14 protein-coding genes and 1 pseudogene are annotated in these 16,376 nt (G+C 65.6%); 12 read left to right on the top strand and 3 right to left on the bottom strand.

The genetic code is table 11. The annotated features are described in order from the left end of the window. The first annotated feature begins 72 nt into the window (after positions 1 to 72). Positions 73 to 774, top strand: a complete 702-nt coding sequence (locus tag G6N08_RS18585; protein ID WP_163759781.1) for a TetR/AcrR family transcriptional regulator — start codon at positions 73 to 75, stop codon at positions 772 to 774. Here the strand turns inward: G6N08_RS18585 and G6N08_RS18580 are convergent. Then, complete coding sequence (locus G6N08_RS18580; RefSeq protein WP_246216805.1) at positions 718 to 2,289, bottom strand: PE-PPE domain-containing protein; 1,572 nt, start codon at positions 2,287 to 2,289, stop codon at positions 718 to 720. The genes G6N08_RS18585 and G6N08_RS18580 overlap by 57 nt on opposite strands. Before the next feature lie 441 nt (positions 2,290 to 2,730). Here G6N08_RS18580 and G6N08_RS18575 point away from each other — a divergent pair, with 441 nt between their 5' ends. The 5 genes from G6N08_RS18575 to G6N08_RS18555 are packed head-to-tail and all read left to right on the top strand — an operon-like array spanning position 2,731 to position 7,425. Then, the gene (locus G6N08_RS18575; protein WP_163759779.1) at positions 2,731 to 3,921 is read left to right on the top strand and encodes a lipid-transfer protein; all 1,191 of its coding nucleotides are present in this window, start codon (positions 2,731 to 2,733) and stop codon (positions 3,919 to 3,921) included. A 21-nt stretch (positions 3,922 to 3,942) separates the two neighbouring features. After that, positions 3,943 to 4,383, top strand: coding sequence for a type II toxin-antitoxin system Rv0910 family toxin (locus tag G6N08_RS18570; RefSeq protein WP_163759776.1), 441 nt, complete (start codon positions 3,943 to 3,945; stop codon positions 4,381 to 4,383). 13 nt (positions 4,384 to 4,396) lie between these two features. Then, a complete protein-coding gene (locus G6N08_RS18565; protein WP_163759773.1) occupies positions 4,397 to 5,257 on the top strand; it encodes a MaoC/PaaZ C-terminal domain-containing protein in 861 nt (286 codons plus the stop codon). Positions 5,258 to 5,286: 29 nt separating this feature from the next. Next, a complete protein-coding gene (locus tag G6N08_RS18560; RefSeq protein WP_163759770.1) occupies positions 5,287 to 6,156 on the top strand; it encodes an SDR family oxidoreductase in 870 nt (289 codons plus the stop codon). An 18-nt stretch (positions 6,157 to 6,174) separates the two neighbouring features. Beyond that, positions 6,175 to 7,425, top strand: a complete 1,251-nt coding sequence (locus G6N08_RS18555; RefSeq protein WP_163759767.1) for an acyl-CoA dehydrogenase family protein — start codon at positions 6,175 to 6,177, stop codon at positions 7,423 to 7,425. Between the two features lie 90 nt (positions 7,426 to 7,515). On the opposite strand, the gene mntR is transcribed toward G6N08_RS18555, so the two are convergent. Beyond that, positions 7,516 to 8,211, bottom strand: a complete 696-nt coding sequence (gene mntR / locus G6N08_RS18550; protein ID WP_163759764.1) for a manganese-binding transcriptional regulator MntR — start codon at positions 8,209 to 8,211, stop codon at positions 7,516 to 7,518. Between the two features lie 73 nt (positions 8,212 to 8,284). Between mntR and G6N08_RS18545 the strand changes: the two genes are divergently transcribed. The 6 genes and pseudogenes from G6N08_RS18545 to G6N08_RS18520 all read left to right on the top strand — a co-directional run bounded on the left by G6N08_RS18545 (position 8,285) and on the right by G6N08_RS18520 (position 15,189). Next, entirely contained in the window at positions 8,285 to 9,259 is a 975-nt protein-coding gene (locus tag G6N08_RS18545; RefSeq protein WP_163759761.1) for a bifunctional riboflavin kinase/FAD synthetase, read from the top strand. A gap of 154 nt (positions 9,260 to 9,413) precedes the next feature. Then, positions 9,414 to 9,683 carry a 30S ribosomal protein S15 gene (rpsO, locus tag G6N08_RS18540; RefSeq protein ID WP_163759758.1) on the top strand — a complete coding sequence of 90 codons (270 nt, stop codon included), beginning with the start codon at positions 9,414 to 9,416 and terminating at the stop codon, positions 9,681 to 9,683. A gap of 9 nt (positions 9,684 to 9,692) precedes the next feature. Then, positions 9,693 to 10,196, top strand: a complete 504-nt coding sequence (gene lppU / locus G6N08_RS18535; protein WP_163759754.1) for an LppU family putative lipoprotein — start codon at positions 9,693 to 9,695, stop codon at positions 10,194 to 10,196. Between the two features lie 366 nt (positions 10,197 to 10,562). Continuing rightward, the gene (locus G6N08_RS18530) at positions 10,563 to 12,839 is read left to right on the top strand and encodes a polyribonucleotide nucleotidyltransferase (RefSeq protein WP_163759751.1); all 2,277 of its coding nucleotides are present in this window, start codon (positions 10,563 to 10,565) and stop codon (positions 12,837 to 12,839) included. After that, a pseudogene (locus G6N08_RS18525) lies at positions 12,817 to 14,162 on the top strand (M16 family metallopeptidase). Before G6N08_RS18530 ends, G6N08_RS18525 begins: the two are co-directional and overlap by 23 nt. A 4-nt stretch (positions 14,163 to 14,166) precedes the next feature. Beyond that, positions 14,167 to 15,189, top strand: coding sequence for a nitronate monooxygenase (locus G6N08_RS18520; RefSeq protein WP_163759748.1), 1,023 nt, complete (start codon positions 14,167 to 14,169; stop codon positions 15,187 to 15,189). Between the two features lie 71 nt (positions 15,190 to 15,260). Here G6N08_RS18520 and ald read toward each other — a convergent pair whose 3' ends face one another. Further along, entirely contained in the window at positions 15,261 to 16,376 is a 1,116-nt protein-coding gene (ald, locus tag G6N08_RS18515; protein ID WP_163759745.1) for an alanine dehydrogenase, read from the bottom strand.

The following is a 16,376-nucleotide window of genomic DNA, read 5'->3' as shown; positions in this document are numbered from 1 at the left end:
CATACAATCGAGCATGTATGCTTGAGCGCACATCGGGCCCAGTCGAGGCGGAGAGGCAAGGAGCGGGCAGCGGTGCCGACGAGCGCAGACGGCCAGGGGGCGCGGCGTACGCAGGCAGAGCGGAGCGCCGCGACGCGCGCGCGTTTGCTCGACGCCACCATCGAATGCCTGGTCACCTACGGGTACGCGAAGACGACCACGCCGCGGGTGGCGGAGCTGGCGGGACTGACCCGGGGCGCTCAGATCCACCATTTCCGGTCGAAAGAAGATCTGGTGGTGGCGGCCATCGAACATCTGGCCCAACAGCGCGCCCAGGCGGCAATCCGTGAACTCAGCCGCGCCCAAGCGAGCGCCGACCCGGTGGCGATGGTGCTCGATTTTCTCTGGGACGCGCATCAGGGGCCGATGTTCGTTGCCAGTATGGAGCTTTGGGTCGCCGCCCGCACCAATCCGGTGCTGGCGCGTCAAATCGAGCGGGTCGAACCCGTTGTCAACAGCACTTTGGTCGCCGCTATCGCTCAGTTGCTGCCAAAGCACCCCGCGCAGAAAGAACTCCGCAACGCCGTCTATACCGCAATGGACGCGTTGCGCGGAATTCTGGTCGCGAGCTTCGTCGATCGCGATACCCGCCGTGCCCGGCGGCGATGGGAGCGTGCCGGCGTGCACCTACGCCCCATCATGACCGGCCTGCTGCCGCCCGCATCGCTGGACGGCGGGTCAGATGTTGAACGGAATGCCGGCGAGGATATCCTCCAGCGCCAAAGCGGGCAGTAAAGCCCCCACCATCACCGCCAGGGTGATATCGGCCGCGGGGATCAGCTGGAGCTCCTGACCGAACCCGCTGAGGTTGCCGGCAGCCAAATCCTCGATCGCGGTGACCAGGAAGTGCACGTCATTGGTGACGAAAGTACCGGGCCCCTCAAGAACACTGGGTAATGCTTGCTCGCCGACGTAGATGGCGTTGGTGATCCGCTCCGGAGCGCCGAGAGCAGTGGCGGCAGCCCGAAGCGGATCACCGACGGCATAAACGGCCCCCTGAATGACGGGATCGATGTCGTCGTTGATGGCGGTATTGAGCACAGAATCCAGCTCGTTCAGCGCGCCGTCGATGACAGCGCCGACGCGCGGCGAAACGGCAAGTGTATCGGTCATGGTCAAAGCGGCCGGCCAGCTCGGCAGCGAGAAGTTCACCGGATCCGGCAGGAACGAGGGCACCGGCAGGTTCGGCAGCGGCGGCAAACCGACCGCGGCGAGTGCATTGTCGACGCCCCGCACGGTGTCCGGCATCAGCAGCGCTATGGCCTCTGCGATGTCGTTGAGGGGCGGGAACAGCCCGGCCGGAGTGGCCACATTCGCCGGGCCGGTCGACCAGCCGTAGTCGGGGTTGCCGTAGCCCAGGTTGACGATCACGCTGAGGTCGGGCTGCAGCAGGTCGGCGAGCGCGTTGCCTCCGATGGGGATGTCACGCACCGGATCCAACAGCGGCAGGTTTTCGGTGGGAATCAGCTCGTAGGTGGTGAGGGTGGGTCCCTCCGTCGGCACTGCGACAGCCGTGGCAAGTTGGGTGGACGTGAGATCCGGATATAAGCCGTGCACAAAAGCCATGCCCGCAAAGGCGTTGAGGTCCGCCAGGATATCGATCGGGTACCGCGGGAAGTCGGCCCAGCCGTCGTATTCGAGTGAGTAGACGGCGGTTGGGTAAACATCGTCGGGGGTGGCACCAGAGAAGGTCAAACCGATGGACGTGATGTCCAGTCCGGGGAAGCGCGCGAGGAAGCCGCCGTCGGGGTTGTTGCCATCACCGAGCAGCACGAAAGACAGTTGGTCTGAACCCGGCCGGGCATCGGCAGGCAGGGCGGCCAGGTGTTCCAGCTCCAGGGTCTCGACCGTAGCGCTTTGGGAGATCCCCAAAACGACGGCGTTATTTCCCGCGGCGAATTGCTGCATGATGGCGGTGTTCAGGTCGCTGGCGCCCGCACTGACCGACTGGTCGAAGGTTGCGCTGGTCAGCCCGGTAAACGGGTGAAACTGTTCGGGCGTGTACAGGCCCTCCACGGTGTATCCCGGAAAGTGGGGGCTGACGTAGAGCCGGTCAACGGCCGCGACGTAGGAGGGGCTCGGCGGTGGCTCTGGCTGTGTGCAGCACGGCCCGGTGCCCCCCATGATCAATGCCGTGCCGCCGGCCAGTAACACGGTGTCCGCGCTCACCGCGTCCGCCCCGGCCCCCAGCGCCGACGGTATCGTCGGCGACCATCCGATCAGCGCGGTGCTGACAATCGCCACCGCCACCGGGCCCCACATCTGGAGTCTGGGGTGCGTCGCGCGAGTCAGCGGGCCGACCAACACGGTCCATCCTGCCCACCGGATCAGCGCTGCACAAGATACACACTGCCGGGTATGTTGTGCCGCCGGGCCCGCCAGGGACCCGGGCGATGCCGGCGCGTATCGACGGCCGCTGAGCCACCCGCCACGGTCGGGGTGAGCGACGCAGGCGGCCCGATCTCCCCTGGCCGTCAGAGGCCCCAACCAGCAGACGGGAACGCCCGCGGCGCCCGGCGCGATCAGCGGCGCATCGCGGTCGGCGGGCGGCCGCCGGCTGTGCCGAGGTGTCTGTGCCCTGCTGTGCAGGCTAGTCAAGATACAATCAGACCTGTATGGTTTATCACCGGGCTTAGAGATTTGCCAGCCGGTGGTTTCGGTACCGGTGAGTGACGGACCGGGAGGAATGCGATGTCAAACAAGGTTTATGTCGTCGGTGTCGGCATGACGAAATTCGAGAAACCCGGTCGTCGCGAGGGCTGGGACTACCCGGAGATGGCCAGGGAGTCCGGAACCAGGGCGCTGGCCGACGCGGGCATCGACTACCGCGAGGTCGAACAAGGCTACGTCGGCTATGTTTACGGCGAGTCGACGTCAGGGCAGCGGGCGCTGTACGAACTGGGCATGACGGGAATTCCGGTCGTCAACGTCAACAACAACTGCTCGACTGGCTCGACTGCGCTATTCCTTGCGGCACAAGCGATTCGCGGAGGGTTGGCTGACTGCACCATAGCGCTTGGCTTCGAGAAGATGAAACCGGGCTCGCTGGGGTCGATGTACGACGATCGCACCCAGCCGATGGACAAGCACATCCAGGCGATGGCCGAACTCTCGGAGGTGGCATTGCCGCCGGCGCCGTGGATGTTCGGCGCTGCCGGCCGCGAGCACATGAAGCAATACGGCAGCACCCCGGAGCATTTCGCCAAGATCGGTTACAAGAACCACAAGCATTCGGTGAACAACCCATACGCCCAGTTCCAGGAGTCCTACACGCTGGAGGACATCTTGGCTTCTCGGATGATCTACGAACCGCTGACCAAACTGCAGTGTTCGCCGACATCAGACGGTTCGGGCGCGGCGATCCTGGCCTCCGAAGCTTTCGTCGACAGCCACGGGTTGGCCGACCGGGCGGTGGAGATCGTCGGCCAAGCGATGACGACCGACTTCGAGGACACATTCGACGGCAGCTGCAAGGCGCTCATCGGCTACCACATGAATGTCCGTGCGGCACAAAGTGTCTACGAGCAATCTGGTCTTGCCCCCGAAGACTTCCAGGTGATCGAACTGCACGACTGCTTCTCTGCCAACGAGCTGCTGCTCTACGAAGCGCTCGGGTTGTGCGCGCCGGGTGAGGCGCCCAAGCTGATCGACGACGGTGACACCACCTACGGCGGGCGCTGGGTGGTCAACCCGTCGGGCGGCCTGATCTCCAAAGGGCACCCGCTGGGCGCCACCGGGCTCGCTCAATGCGCCGAGCTGACCTGGCAGCTGCGCGGTGAAGCGGACCAGCGCCAGGTCGAGAATGTGACAGCGGCGTTGCAGCACAATATCGGGCTCGGCGGTGCCGCGGTGGTCACCGCCTACCAGCGGGCTGAACGCTGAGCGCGGCGAGGAGAGCGGCGTATGGGACATATCGAAGCCACTCGCGAGCTATCCGCCCGACCCGATGCGCTGTGGGCTACGGTGTGTGACCTTCCAAACTGGGACAAGTGGTTCACGGTTCACGACAAGTGGCTGGAGCAGCCGCCTGAAACCCTGACGCAGGGGGCCACGCTCACCGCGAAGATCGTGATGTTAGGCATGGCCAACAAGATCGAATGGACCATTAAATCGGTCGACGCACCGCGAAGCCTGGTGCTGAGCGGTACCGGTATGGCCGGTGTGAAGGCGGAATTCGCGTTCACCATCGAGCCGGCAGGCAGCGGAGCGAAGTTCACCGTGACCGGCGATTTCGACGGTGCCTTGATTAAGGGGGCTTTGGGCAAGGCGGTGGAAAAAGACGGCGCCAAACAGCTTGACAGGACATTAAAGCAGCTTGACGCGCTGGCATCGGCCTCAGCGTGACAAGGTTTTCCGCATGGATGATGAGCTGACGTTCGATGACAGCGGCTTAGACCGCTGGACCGATGAGGTGCGTTTCGAAGTGACCCGAGAGCGCCTGGCGGAGTATGCGGCTGCGACTAACGATCCCATCGAAGCGCACCGTCGCGGCGATGTAGCACCGCCGGTATTCGCGATCGTGCCGGTCTTCGAAGCGCTGCTGACACCGGCGGTCGATGTGATGCCGGTCGAGCTGATCCCACGAATAGTGCACGGGGAGCAGGATTTCCACTTTCATCGCCCGATTTTTCCGGGCGACAGGCTGGTGTCGCGCGGTAAGATGGTCGGCTACCAGGGCTTGGAGAAAGGTACCCGGGCGGCGATCCTGCTCGAATGTCGCACCGAGGCAGGTGAACTGGTCAATCAGCAGTATGTGACCGCATTCGTCAGGGGTTACACTGTTGGCAAATCTGTCGGCACGCTCAGCCCCGGGCACAAGTTCGACGAGGGTCTGCGCATGCAGCCGCCGGCGGCTACGGTGGCGCAGCACATCGACACTGACCAGACTTTCCGCTACGCCGCCGCCTCGGGGGACCCCATGCCGATTCACCTCGACGAGGACGTTGCCAAAAGTGCTGGTCTGCCGGGCATTATCGCGCACGGGCTGTGTACGATGGCATTCGCCTCCTGGGCGCTGCTGACCGCGGTCGACGGCGCTGACGTCACCCGGCTGAAGCGGCTTGCGGCGCGTTTCTCCACACCAGTGCTTCCCGGCGATGATCTGGAAACCCGGATCTGGACGGTGTTACGCGACAACGGTACGACCCGCTATGCATTCGAGACCACCAGGGGTGAGGACTTCGTCATTACCGATGGGCTGGCCGAAATCACCGAGTGAAGACGACAAGTTGACGAGGAGATGCCGTCATGGGTGTATTGGACGGGCGGGTCGCGGTGATCACCGGCGCGGGGCGCGGCATCGGCCGCGAGCATGCGCTGCTGTTCGCGAGGGAAGGTGCCAAGGTTGTCGTCAACGACCGCGGCGGCGACAACGCCGGCGAGGGCAGCGACGCCGGTCCTGCTCACGATGTGGTCGACGAGATCATCGCCAACGGCGGCACCGCAGTCGCCAACACCGACGACGTCGCGGACTGGCAGAGCGCCAAAGCCCTGGTACAGCAGGCGGTTGACGAGTTCGGCGGCCTGGATGTGCTGGTCAACAACGCCGGTATTCTGCGAGACGCCTACATCGCCGGTATGACGGAATCACAGTGGGACGCGGTGATCGCCGTGCACCTTAAAGGCCACTTCGCGATGTTGCGCCACGCGGCCGCATACTGGAAAGCGCAGTCGAAGGCCGGGGCTCAACCCAGCGCCGCGGTGATCAATACGGCCTCCGGGTCTGGAACGACGCTGCCGAACCCGGGGCAGGCCAACTACGGGGCGGCGAAGGCGGCGATCGCTGCGCTGACGCTGATCGCCGCCCAGGAGCTGGACCGCTACGGTGTGCGGGTCAACGCGATCGCCCCGATCGCGCGCACCCGGCTCACGCTCGCCACTCCCGGTATGGGTGAGTTGATGGCCGAGCCCGCGGACGGTGAGCTGGATCTGTTCAGCCCGGCGAACATCTCCCCGCTGGTGGCTTACCTGGCAAGCGAGAAGTGCCCGGTCAGCGGGCAGGTCTACGCGGTTCAGGGTGGCGCGATCTCACGGCTGTCGGGCTGGCATGACGTCGAGACGATTGAGACGGACGGTCCGTGGCTGATTGACGACATCGCCGCGCGGCTGCCGCACTGAGCGGGACCGGAGTTCACGATGTTCGAATGGTCTGACACCGATCTGATCATGCGAGACACGGCTCGCAAATTCATCGACAAGGAGATTCGTCCGCATCTGGACGCGCTGGAAACCGGGGAGCTGCCACCATATCCCATCGCGCGCAAACTGTTCAGCGAGTTCGGCCTGGACGTGCTGGCCGCTGAGGCGGTCAAGGCGATGCTGGAGGGCCAGCGCGCCGCCGACGGTGAGCGCTCGATCGAGCATAACCGTTTTCCACTGAGTTTGGGGGAACTCAGCGGACAGCTATCGACGCTGGCCGTGCTGGTCTCTGAACTTGCCGGGGTGAGCATCGGTTTGCTCAGCACCATCGGCGTCAGCCTGGGTTTGGCGGCGGCGACGATCATGACCCGGGGCACGCTTGCGCAGAAGCAGCGCTGGCTGCCGCAGCTCGTGACACTCGACAAGATCGGGGCCTGGGCGATCACTGAACCGGACTCGGGCTCAGATGCCTTTGGCGGCATGAAAACCCGGGTCCAGCGCGACGGTGAAGACTACATCCTGAATGGGCGGAAGACCTTCATCACCAACGGTCCCTACGCCGATGTGTTGGTGGTTTACGCCAAACTCGACGACGGCGATCCGGCGGCTGACTGGCGCAGCCGCCCGGTGCTGGCTTTCGTGCTGGACGCCGGCATGCCGGGGCTGACCCAGGGCAAGCCATTCAAGAAGATGGGCATGATGTCTTCGCCCACCGGTGAGTTGTTCTTCGACAACGTGCGGCTGACGCGTGACCGGCTGCTCGGCGAGACTGAGCACCACACCGCAGGGGACGGGCGCGACAGTGCGCGAGCGAACTTCTTGGCCGAGCGGCTTGGCGTGGCCCTCATGGCGTTGGGGATCATCAACGAATGTCACCGGCTGTGTGTCGATTACGCCAAGACCCGCAGCCTGTGGGGCCGCAACATCGGTCAATTCCAATTGATCCAGTTGAAGCTAGCCAGGATGGAAATCGCCCGGATCAACGTGCAGAACATGGTTTTTCAGACTCTGGAGCGCATCCGGGCGGGAAAGCCGCCGTCGCTGGCCGAAGCTTCAGCGATCAAGCTGTACTCGTCGGAAGCGGCGACTGACGTTGCGATGGAGGCCGTGCAATTGTTCGGTGGTAACGGGTACATGGCCGAATACCGGGTGGAACAGCTGGCCCGCGATGCGAAGTCGCTGATGATCTACGCCGGCAGCAACGAGGTGCAGGTAACCCACATCGCTAAGGGCCTGCTCGGCGGATAACGGTCGACCGCGGAAGCCCGGCCGGGCGCCGGCGCGGATACGCCGACGGCCGGTGGAACGCGATAGTCTCGCAGGTGGCGCATCCGGTGCTCAGCAAGGCACGACCCAGATCGCTTGCGCCGCAGGGCTACCGAGATCAACGGTGGTGTCGCTGCCCTCGTTCGAGCGGATCGCCACCGAGATCATGCCGGCGAATTCACGGCGGGCCAACACCTCGACCCGCGAGTCGAGGTGGATCCCGACGCTGTCGAAATAGCGCAGCATCTCCGGATCGGCATCAGAGATACGGGCCACCGTCCCAGTGTCCCCGTCGCGGCAGGCCCACAGTTGACGTGCCGGCGGCGTGGGCACCTGCCCATCAGAAGCCGGGATCGGGTCGCCGTGCGGGTCGCGCTGGGGAAACCCGAGTTTGGCGTCGATCCGCGCGATCAGCAGGTCGGAGACGGCGTGTTCGAGCACCTCGGCTTCGTCATGCACCTCGTCCCAGCTGTAGCCGAGCTCGTTGACCAGGAAAGTCTCCAGCAGCCGGTGCCGGCGCACCATCGCCAGTGCCGCGCGCCGCCCGGATTCGGTCAGCGTCACCGCACCGTATTTCTCGTGGTCGACGAGGCCCTGCTCAGCGAGTTTGCGGATGGACTCCGACGCGGTACTGGCCGACACGCCGATCTTTTCGGCCAGCATCTTGGTGCTGACCTTCTCCAACGACCACTCCTGAGTGGTCCAGATGACCTTCAGGTAGTCCTGCGCAACCGTGGTCAGAGTGCCCGGCTCGTCGTCAGAGCTCACACCGGGAAGTCTAGGCAACTATCACCGAGTCCGGGGCTCCGGCTAGGCCTCAGCGCGCCGTAGGCTGGCGGTTGTGCAACGGTGGCGGGGACAAGAGGAGATCCCCACGGACTGGGGCCGGTGTGTGGTCACTATCGGGGTGTTCGACGGCGTCCACCGCGGACACGCCGAGCTGATCGCGCACGCGGTCAAGGCCGGCCGGACGCGCGGTCTGCCGACGGTGCTGATGACGTTTGACCCGCACCCGATGGAGGTGGTCTTCCCGGGCAGTCACCCGGCTCAGCTGACGACCCTGGCCCGCCGGGCCGAGCTGGTCGAGCAGATGGGTGTCGATGTGTTCCTGGTGATGCCGTTCACCAGCGATTTCATGAAGCTCACCCCAGAGCGCTACATCCATGAGCTGCTGGTTGAGCGTCTGCACGTGGTGGAAGTCGTTGTGGGGGAGAATTTCACCTTCGGCAAAAAGGCCACCGGCACCGTCGAGACGCTGCGCCGGGCCGGTGAGCGCTTCGGATTCGCGGTGGAGTCGATGTCACTGGTCTCTGAGCGGCACGACAGCGAGATCGTCACGTTCTCCTCGACCTATATCCGATCGTGCGTGGATGCCGGTGACGTGGTAGCCGCCGCCGAGGCCCTGGGCCGCCCGCACCGCGTCGAGGGCGTGGTGGTCCGCGGCGACGGCCGGGGCACTGCGCTGGGGTTCCCCACTGCCAACGTGGCGCCACCGATGTATTCGGCGATCCCGGCCGACGGTGTCTACGCCGCCTGGTTCACTGTGCTGGGGCACGGACCGGTGACCGGAACCGTGGCGCCGGGTGAACGCTACCGGGCCGCGGTCTCCATCGGCACCAACCCCACTTTTTCCGGACGCACCCGCACCGTGGAGGCCTACGTGCTGGACACCGTCGCTGACCTCTACGGACAGCATGTGGCGCTGGATTTCGTCGCACGCATCCGGTCACAGCGCAAGTTCGACACGGTGGAAGCGCTGATCGCCGCGATGACCGCCGACACGGAGCGGGCGCGTGCGTTGCTGTCGGCCGGCTAATCCTGCGGCGTTCACGACCGATGGGCCCGGCTGGTTCCCCGCCGACGCGGGCCGCATCTTCGCCGGGCCGGTTGCTAGACTTGCCCGCGACACCGGGCGTGCTGCAGTTCGCGGCGGCCGCACCGAATTCACGACGCGGACCAAGGAGACAGTGGTGGCGCTGACAGCCGAGCAGAAGAAAGAAATCCTGCGAACGTACGGTCTGCATGAGACCGACACCGGATCCCCGGAGGCGCAAGTTGCGCTGCTGACCAAGCGGATTGCGGACCTGACCGAGCACCTCAAGGTGCATAAGCACGACCATCACTCCCGGCGCGGGTTGCTGCTGCTGGTGGGGCGGCGGCGGCGGCTGCTCAAGTATGTGGCCCAGATCGATGTGGAGCGCTACCGCTCCCTCATCGAGCGGCTGGGTCTGCGCCGCTAGCCTGCCGCGATGCGGGCTTTGCCTGCGGCAGCGATCGCCGCAGTCGCGCTCATCGGGGCACTGACCGGGTGCTCGTCGATGGCGGACTGGGCAGACCTAACGGTTGGCGATTGTCTGCGGCTCGGTGGTACCGCGGAACGGCCGCAGGTCATCAAAGTGCAGTGCGGCAGCCCTCTGTCCACCTTCAGAGTCGCGGCCACGGTCGCGACCCGCGAGCAGTGCCCGGCCGACGTGGACTCGTCGTACTCGATGCGCACTATGTTCACCAACACGAGCAACACCGCATGCCTGGACATCGACTGGGTGGTCGGCGGCTGTATGAGTGTGGACCCGGCAACCAACGCCGACCCGTTGCGGGTCGACTGCAACGACCACACCGTGCCGCATCGCCAGCGAGCCACACAGATTCTGCGGAACCTCCCCGAGCCGGTCAGCGTCGACCAGTGCGCGAGCGGGGTGGGCTACGCCTACACCCAGCGGCGGTTTGCGGTATGTGTGGAGAACGTTGCCTAACCGGGCAGGATCGCCGGGGAACGTGCAGCGGACTTGCTATTCGTGGCGGAGATCACCAGGTAGACGTGTAGAGTGGTGGCGTTCTGAGCCGCTTCGGCCAGAGCACTGGTGCGGTTCGCGCAGCTCCGCGCGCCGTTCCAGCGGGTCACGACGGGACCACCAACGAGAAAGGCCAGGTCTGTATCGGGCGGTCTTCGGTAGTGGCTGCCGGGCTCCCCGCACCGGGGTAGATCGGCCGCTTCGATCGACGGCCGTAGCCGCATCCAGGCCGGCGTTCTTCGAGCTACGGGTTGTCCTGGAGAACCCTCAGGGGTGTGTGACCACGCGAAATAGTTGAATAACTCCAGAGAGGCCACACGGACGTCCATGTCTGTAGCTGAAATCGACCAAGGCGTGTTCGAATCGACCGCTGTCATCGACAACGGGAGCTTCGGCACCCGCACCATCCGTTTCGAGACCGGGCGGCTGGCTCAGCAAGCCACCGGTTCGGCCGTCGCCTACCTTGACGACGAGAACATGCTGCTGTCAGCCACCACCGTCGGCAAGACCCCCAAGGAGCAGTTCGACTTCTTCCCCCTGACGGTTGACGTCGAGGAGCGCATGTATGCGGCCGGCCGCATTCCCGGGTCATTCTTCCGGCGCGAGGGCCGGCCGTCCAATGACGCAATCCTGACCTGCCGGCTCATCGACCGCCCGCTGCGCCCGTCGTTCGTCGAGGGACTGCGTAACGAGATCCAGATCGTGGTGACGATCCTGAGCCTGGATCCCAACGAGCTCTACGACGTGCTGGCGATTAACGCCGCGTCCATCTCCACTCAGCTGGGCGGTCTGCCGTTTTCCGGGCCTATCGGCGGGGTGCGGGTGGCGCTTATCGACGGCACCTGGGTCGCGTTCCCCACGGTCGAGCAGCTCGAGCGGGCAGTCTTCGACATGGTGGTGGCCGGTCGCGTGATCAACTCCGCCGGCGCGGGCGAACCCGACGTCGCCATCATGATGGTGGAAGCCGAGGCCACCGAAAACGTCATCGAACTCATCGGGCACGGCGCCCAGGCACCGACGGAAGCCGTGGTGGCCGAAGGTCTGGAGGCCGCGAAACCGTTCATCGCCACGTTATGCGCCGCGCAGCAGGAACTCGCCGATGTGGCCGCCAAACCGGTCGGGGAGTACCCGTTGTTTCCCGACTACGGCGACGATGTCTACTACGCGGTCTCCTCGATCGCTACCGACGAGCTGGCCGCCGCGCTGACCATCGCCGGCAAGACCGAGCGCAACCAGCGCACCGACGAAATCAAGGCCCAGGTGCTTGAGCGGCTTGCCGACACCTACGCCGGCCGGGAGAAAGAGATCAGCGCGGCATTCCGCGCACTGACCAAAAAACTGGTGCGCCAGCGGATCCTCACCGACCACTTCCGCATCGACGGGCGCGGTGTCGCCGACATCCGCGCGTTGTCGGCCGAGGTCGCGGTGGTGCCGCGGGCCCACGGCAGCGCGCTGTTCGAACGCGGCGAAACACAGATTCTGGGTGTGACCACACTGGACATGATCAAGATGGCCCAACAGATCGACTCGTTGGGGCCGGAAACCACCAAGCGCTACATGCACCACTACAACTTCCCGCCGTTCTCCACCGGGGAGACCGGTCGCATCGGCTCACCCAAGCGGCGTGAGATCGGGCACGGCGCACTGGCGGAACGGGCGCTGGTGCCGGTGCTGCCCAGCCTGGAGGAGTTCCCGTACGCCATCCGGCAGGTATCCGAGGCACTGGGCTCCAACGGCTCCACATCGATGGGCTCGGTGTGCGCGTCGACGCTGGCGCTGCTCAACGCCGGGGTGCCGCTGAAAGCACCGGTGGCCGGGATCGCGATGGGCCTGGTCTCCGACGATGTCGAGCTACCCGACGGACGAATCGAGCGGCGCTTCGTCACGCTGACCGACATCCTGGGTGCGGAGGACGCGTTCGGGGACATGGACTTCAAGGTCGCCGGCACCCGTGACTTCGTCACCGCCCTGCAGCTGGACACCAAGCTCGACGGGATCCCCTCGCAGGTGCTCGCCGGGGCGCTCGCCCAGGCCCGGGACGCCCGGCTGACCATCTTGGACGTCATGGCGGAGGCGATCGACAAACCCGACGAGATGAGCCCATATGCGCCGCGGGTCACCACGATCAAGGTGCCGGTGGACAAGATCGGCGAGGTGATCGGGCCCAAAGGCAAGATCATCAACGCGATCACCGAGGAGACCGGTGCGCAGATCTCCATCGAGGATGACGGCACCGTCTACGTCGGAGCCACAGACGGGCCGTCAGCGCAGGCCGCGATCGACCGGATCAACGCGATCGCTAATCCGCAGCTGCCCACGGTCGGAGAGCGATACCTCGGAACTGTTGTCAAGACAACCGATTTCGGTGCGTTTGTGTCGCTGCTGCCGGGCCGTGACGGTCTGGTGCACATCTCCAAACTCGGCAAAGGCAAGCGCATCGCCAAGGTCGAGGACGTCGTCAACGTGGGCGATAAGCTGCGCGTGGAAATCGCCGATATCGACAAACGCGGCAAGATCTCGTTGGTTCTGGTCCCCGAGTCGGCCGACGCAGACTCCGCCACGGGTGAGGCCGCGCCAGCCGATGCCGCGACGGCCAGCAGCTAAGTCGGGCGCCCTGCGGCGCGGCCGGCACAGCGTCGAGCCGGCCGCTGCTTTGCGGCGCACCATATTGCCGGGTGGTTTGCGGGTGGTGACCGAGTACCTGCCGGCCGTGCATTCTGCCTCGGTCGGCGTCTGGGTCGGGGTGGGATCGCGCGACGAGGGTGCGACAGTGGCGGGGCCGCGCACTTTCTGGAGCACCTGCTGTTCAAGTCGACCCCGACCCGCACGGCGGTCGACATCGCGCAGGCGATGGACGCGGTCGGCGGTGAGCTGAACGCGTTCACCGCCAAGGAACACACCTGTTACTACGCGCATGTGCTGGACGCCGATCTGGAGCTGGCCATCGATCTGGTCGCCGATGTGGTGCTCAACGGTCGTTGCGCAGCTGACGATGTCGAGCTGGAACGCGATGTCGTGCTCGAGGAGATCGCGATGCGTGACGACGACCCGGAAGACGCGCTGGCCGACCTGTTCCTGGCGGCGTTGTTTGGTGAGCACCCGGTGGGACGTCCGGTGATCGGCACCGTGCAATCGGTGTCAACCATGACGCGGGCTCAACTGCACTCGTTTCATCGGCGGCGCTACACGCCGGAGCGGATGGTGGTGGCGGTGGCGGGCAATGTCGATCACGACGAGGTGCTCGCGCTGGTGAAAGAACACTTCGGACCGCGGTTGGTGCGGGGACGGCGCCCGGTGGCACCGCGCAAAGGCGCCGGACGGGTGGGCGGGCAGCCCGGCTTGGCGGTGCTCAATCGGGAGGCCGACCAGACACACATGTCCTTGGGGGTGCGGACACCGGGGCGGCACTGGCAGCACCGCTGGGCTTTGTCGGTGCTGCACACCGCGCTGGGTGGAGGGTTGAGTTCGCGGCTGTTCCAAGAGGTTCGAGAGTGCCGCGGCCTGGCGTATTCGGTGTACTCGTCGTTGGACATCTTCGCCGACAGTGGGGCGCTGTCGGTGTATGCGGCGTGTTTGCCGGAGCGTTTCGCCGACGTGATGCGAGTGATCAGCGACGTGCTGGAATCGGTGGCACGCGATGGGATCACCGAGCAGGAGTGCCGGATCGCCAAAGGTTCACTGCGCGGCGGGCTCGTGCTGGGTCTGGAAGACTCCAGTTCACGGATGAACCGCATCGGCCGCAGCGAACTGAATTATGGCGAGCACCGCAGTATCGAGCAGACCTTGCAGCAGATCGACGCGGTCACCGTGCAAGAGGTCAACGCCGTGGCGCGTCGGGTGTTGAGCAACCGTTACGGCGCTGCTGTTCTCGGGCCGCATCAGTCTAAACGGTCGTTGCCCCAACAGCTTCGGGAGTTGATACGGTAGCGCGATGGTATTGGGCTTCTGGGATCTTGCGGTGCCCGTGGTCGGGGCGCCGATGGCCGGCGGTCCTGGTACGCCGGAGCTGGCGGCCGCGGTCTCCAATGCCGGCGGGCTTGGCTTCGTGGCCGGCGGGTATCTGAGCCCGGAGCGTTTCGCCGAGGACATCACGGCCGCCCGCGCCGCGACCACGGGCCCGATTGGGGCCAACTTGTTCGTGCCCCAACCCAGCGTGGCCGACTACCTGCAGTTGGAGCACTACGCCGAGGCGCTCGATGAGGTGGCCGAACACTACGACGTCGAGGTCGGGATGCCCCGTTTCGGCGACAACGACGGCTGGACGCGCAAGCTCGAGGTGGTGGCCGACCTTCGGCCCGAGGTGGTGTCTTTCACCTTCGGCGCCCCGTCACCGGACGTGTTGCGCTGGCTGGGATCGCTGGGAATCGTGCTGCTGATCACGGTGACATCGGCTTATGAGGCCGGCGTGGCCATCGCAGCGGGTGCGGACGGCTTGGTGGTGCAGGGACCGGGCGCCGGGGGACACCGCGGCACGTTCGCGCCCGACATGAGACCCGGCACCGAATCATTGGGTGAACTGCTCGACCGGATCGCTGCGACTCATGACGTTCCGCTCATCGCGGCCGGTGGTCTGGGTACCCCGGAGGACGTCGCCGGCGTATTGAACAGAGGAGCGGTGGCCGCCCAGGTCGGCACCGCACTGCTATTGGCCGACGAGGCGGGCACCAACTCCGTGCATCGAAGCGCGCTGCGCAACCCGCAATTCAGCAACACCGTCGTTACCCGGGCCTTTTCGGGCCGGTATGCGCGTGGTCTGGAAAACGACTTCACCCGTCTCCTCGACGACGTTGCGCCGCTGGGTTATCCGGAGGTTAACCACATGACGGCACCGATCCGCGCGGCCGCGGTCGCGCGGGATGACCCGCACGGGACGAATTTGTGGGCCGGAACTGGGTACCGCTCGGCCTGCCCGGGGCCAGCGGCAGACATCGTCAAGAAACTCGGCGGCGCATGATGCGCCCAGCGTGACGTCAGGGCGGAAAATCGGGGCGGGAACCGCCACAGCGTTATGCCGGCGAACGCGGCTCAGCGCAGCACACTGGCGCGGTCGGTGAACGGCAAACCCAGGTCGGCCGCCACCTGCTCGGACAGTAGGGCACCGTCGTGCGTCGAAAGCCCTTTGGCCAGCGCCGGATCCGACCGGCATGCCGCCCGCCAGCCGTGATCGGCGAGCTTGATCACGTACGGCATGGTCGCGTTGGTCAACGCCCAGGTCGAGGTTTTCGGCACCGCGCTGGGCATATTCGTCACGCAGTAGAACAGGGTGTCATGCACGGCGAACGTCGGGTCGTCGTGGGTGGTCGGGCGCGAGTCTTCAAAGCAGCCGCCCTGATCTATGGCGATGTCCACCAGCACGGCGCCCGGTTTCATAGCCGCGACAAGTGAATTCGCGACCACCTTGGGCGCTCGGGCACCGGGTACCAGCACTGCCCCGATGACGAGGTCGGCGCCTTTGACAGCGTTCTCGAGCTCGTACGTCGACGAGTAACAGGTGCGGATTCGGCAGCCGAACTCGGCGTCGAGTTCCCGCAGTTTGTTGACGTTGATGTCCAAAACCGTGACAGCCGCGCCCATCCCACTGGCGGTGCGGGCCGCGTTATAGCCGGCCCGGCCGCCGCCGATCACGACCACCTCGGCCGGTTCGACGCCGGGCACACCGCCCATCAGCACCCCGCGCCCGCCCTGGGTGCGCATCAGCTGATATGCACCGACTTGAGCCGACAACCGTCCGGCGACCTCGCTCATCGGGGCCAGCAGCGGCAGGGAGCCGTCCGCGGTCTGCACGGTCTCATACGCGATTGCCGTTGCGCCGGAAGACAGCAGCGCTTCGGTGCAGGTGCGCGAGGCGGCCAGGTGCAAAAAGGCGAACAGGGTCTGGCCGCGGCGCATGTGCCGGTATTCGAGCGGGGTCGGCTCTTTGACCTTGAGCAGCAGGTCGGCTGCCGCCCAGACCTCGTCGGCGCTGCCGATCAGCTGGGCGCCCGCCGCCTTGAAATCCCCGTCGGCAATCGCCGAGCCTTCCCCGGCGCCGGCTTGGATGAGTACCTCGTGGCCGCGCCGGGTCAGTTCAGCAGCGCCCGCCGGGGTGATGGCCACCCGGAATTCGTTGTTTTTGGTTTCGGCCGGAATCCCGACACGCAT

It is taken from the genome of Mycobacterium botniense, assembly GCF_010723305.1.
GTDB classification, from domain to species: Bacteria; Actinomycetota; Actinomycetes; order Mycobacteriales; family Mycobacteriaceae; genus Mycobacterium; species Mycobacterium botniense.
This window is presented reverse-complemented; position numbering and strand designations above follow the sequence as displayed.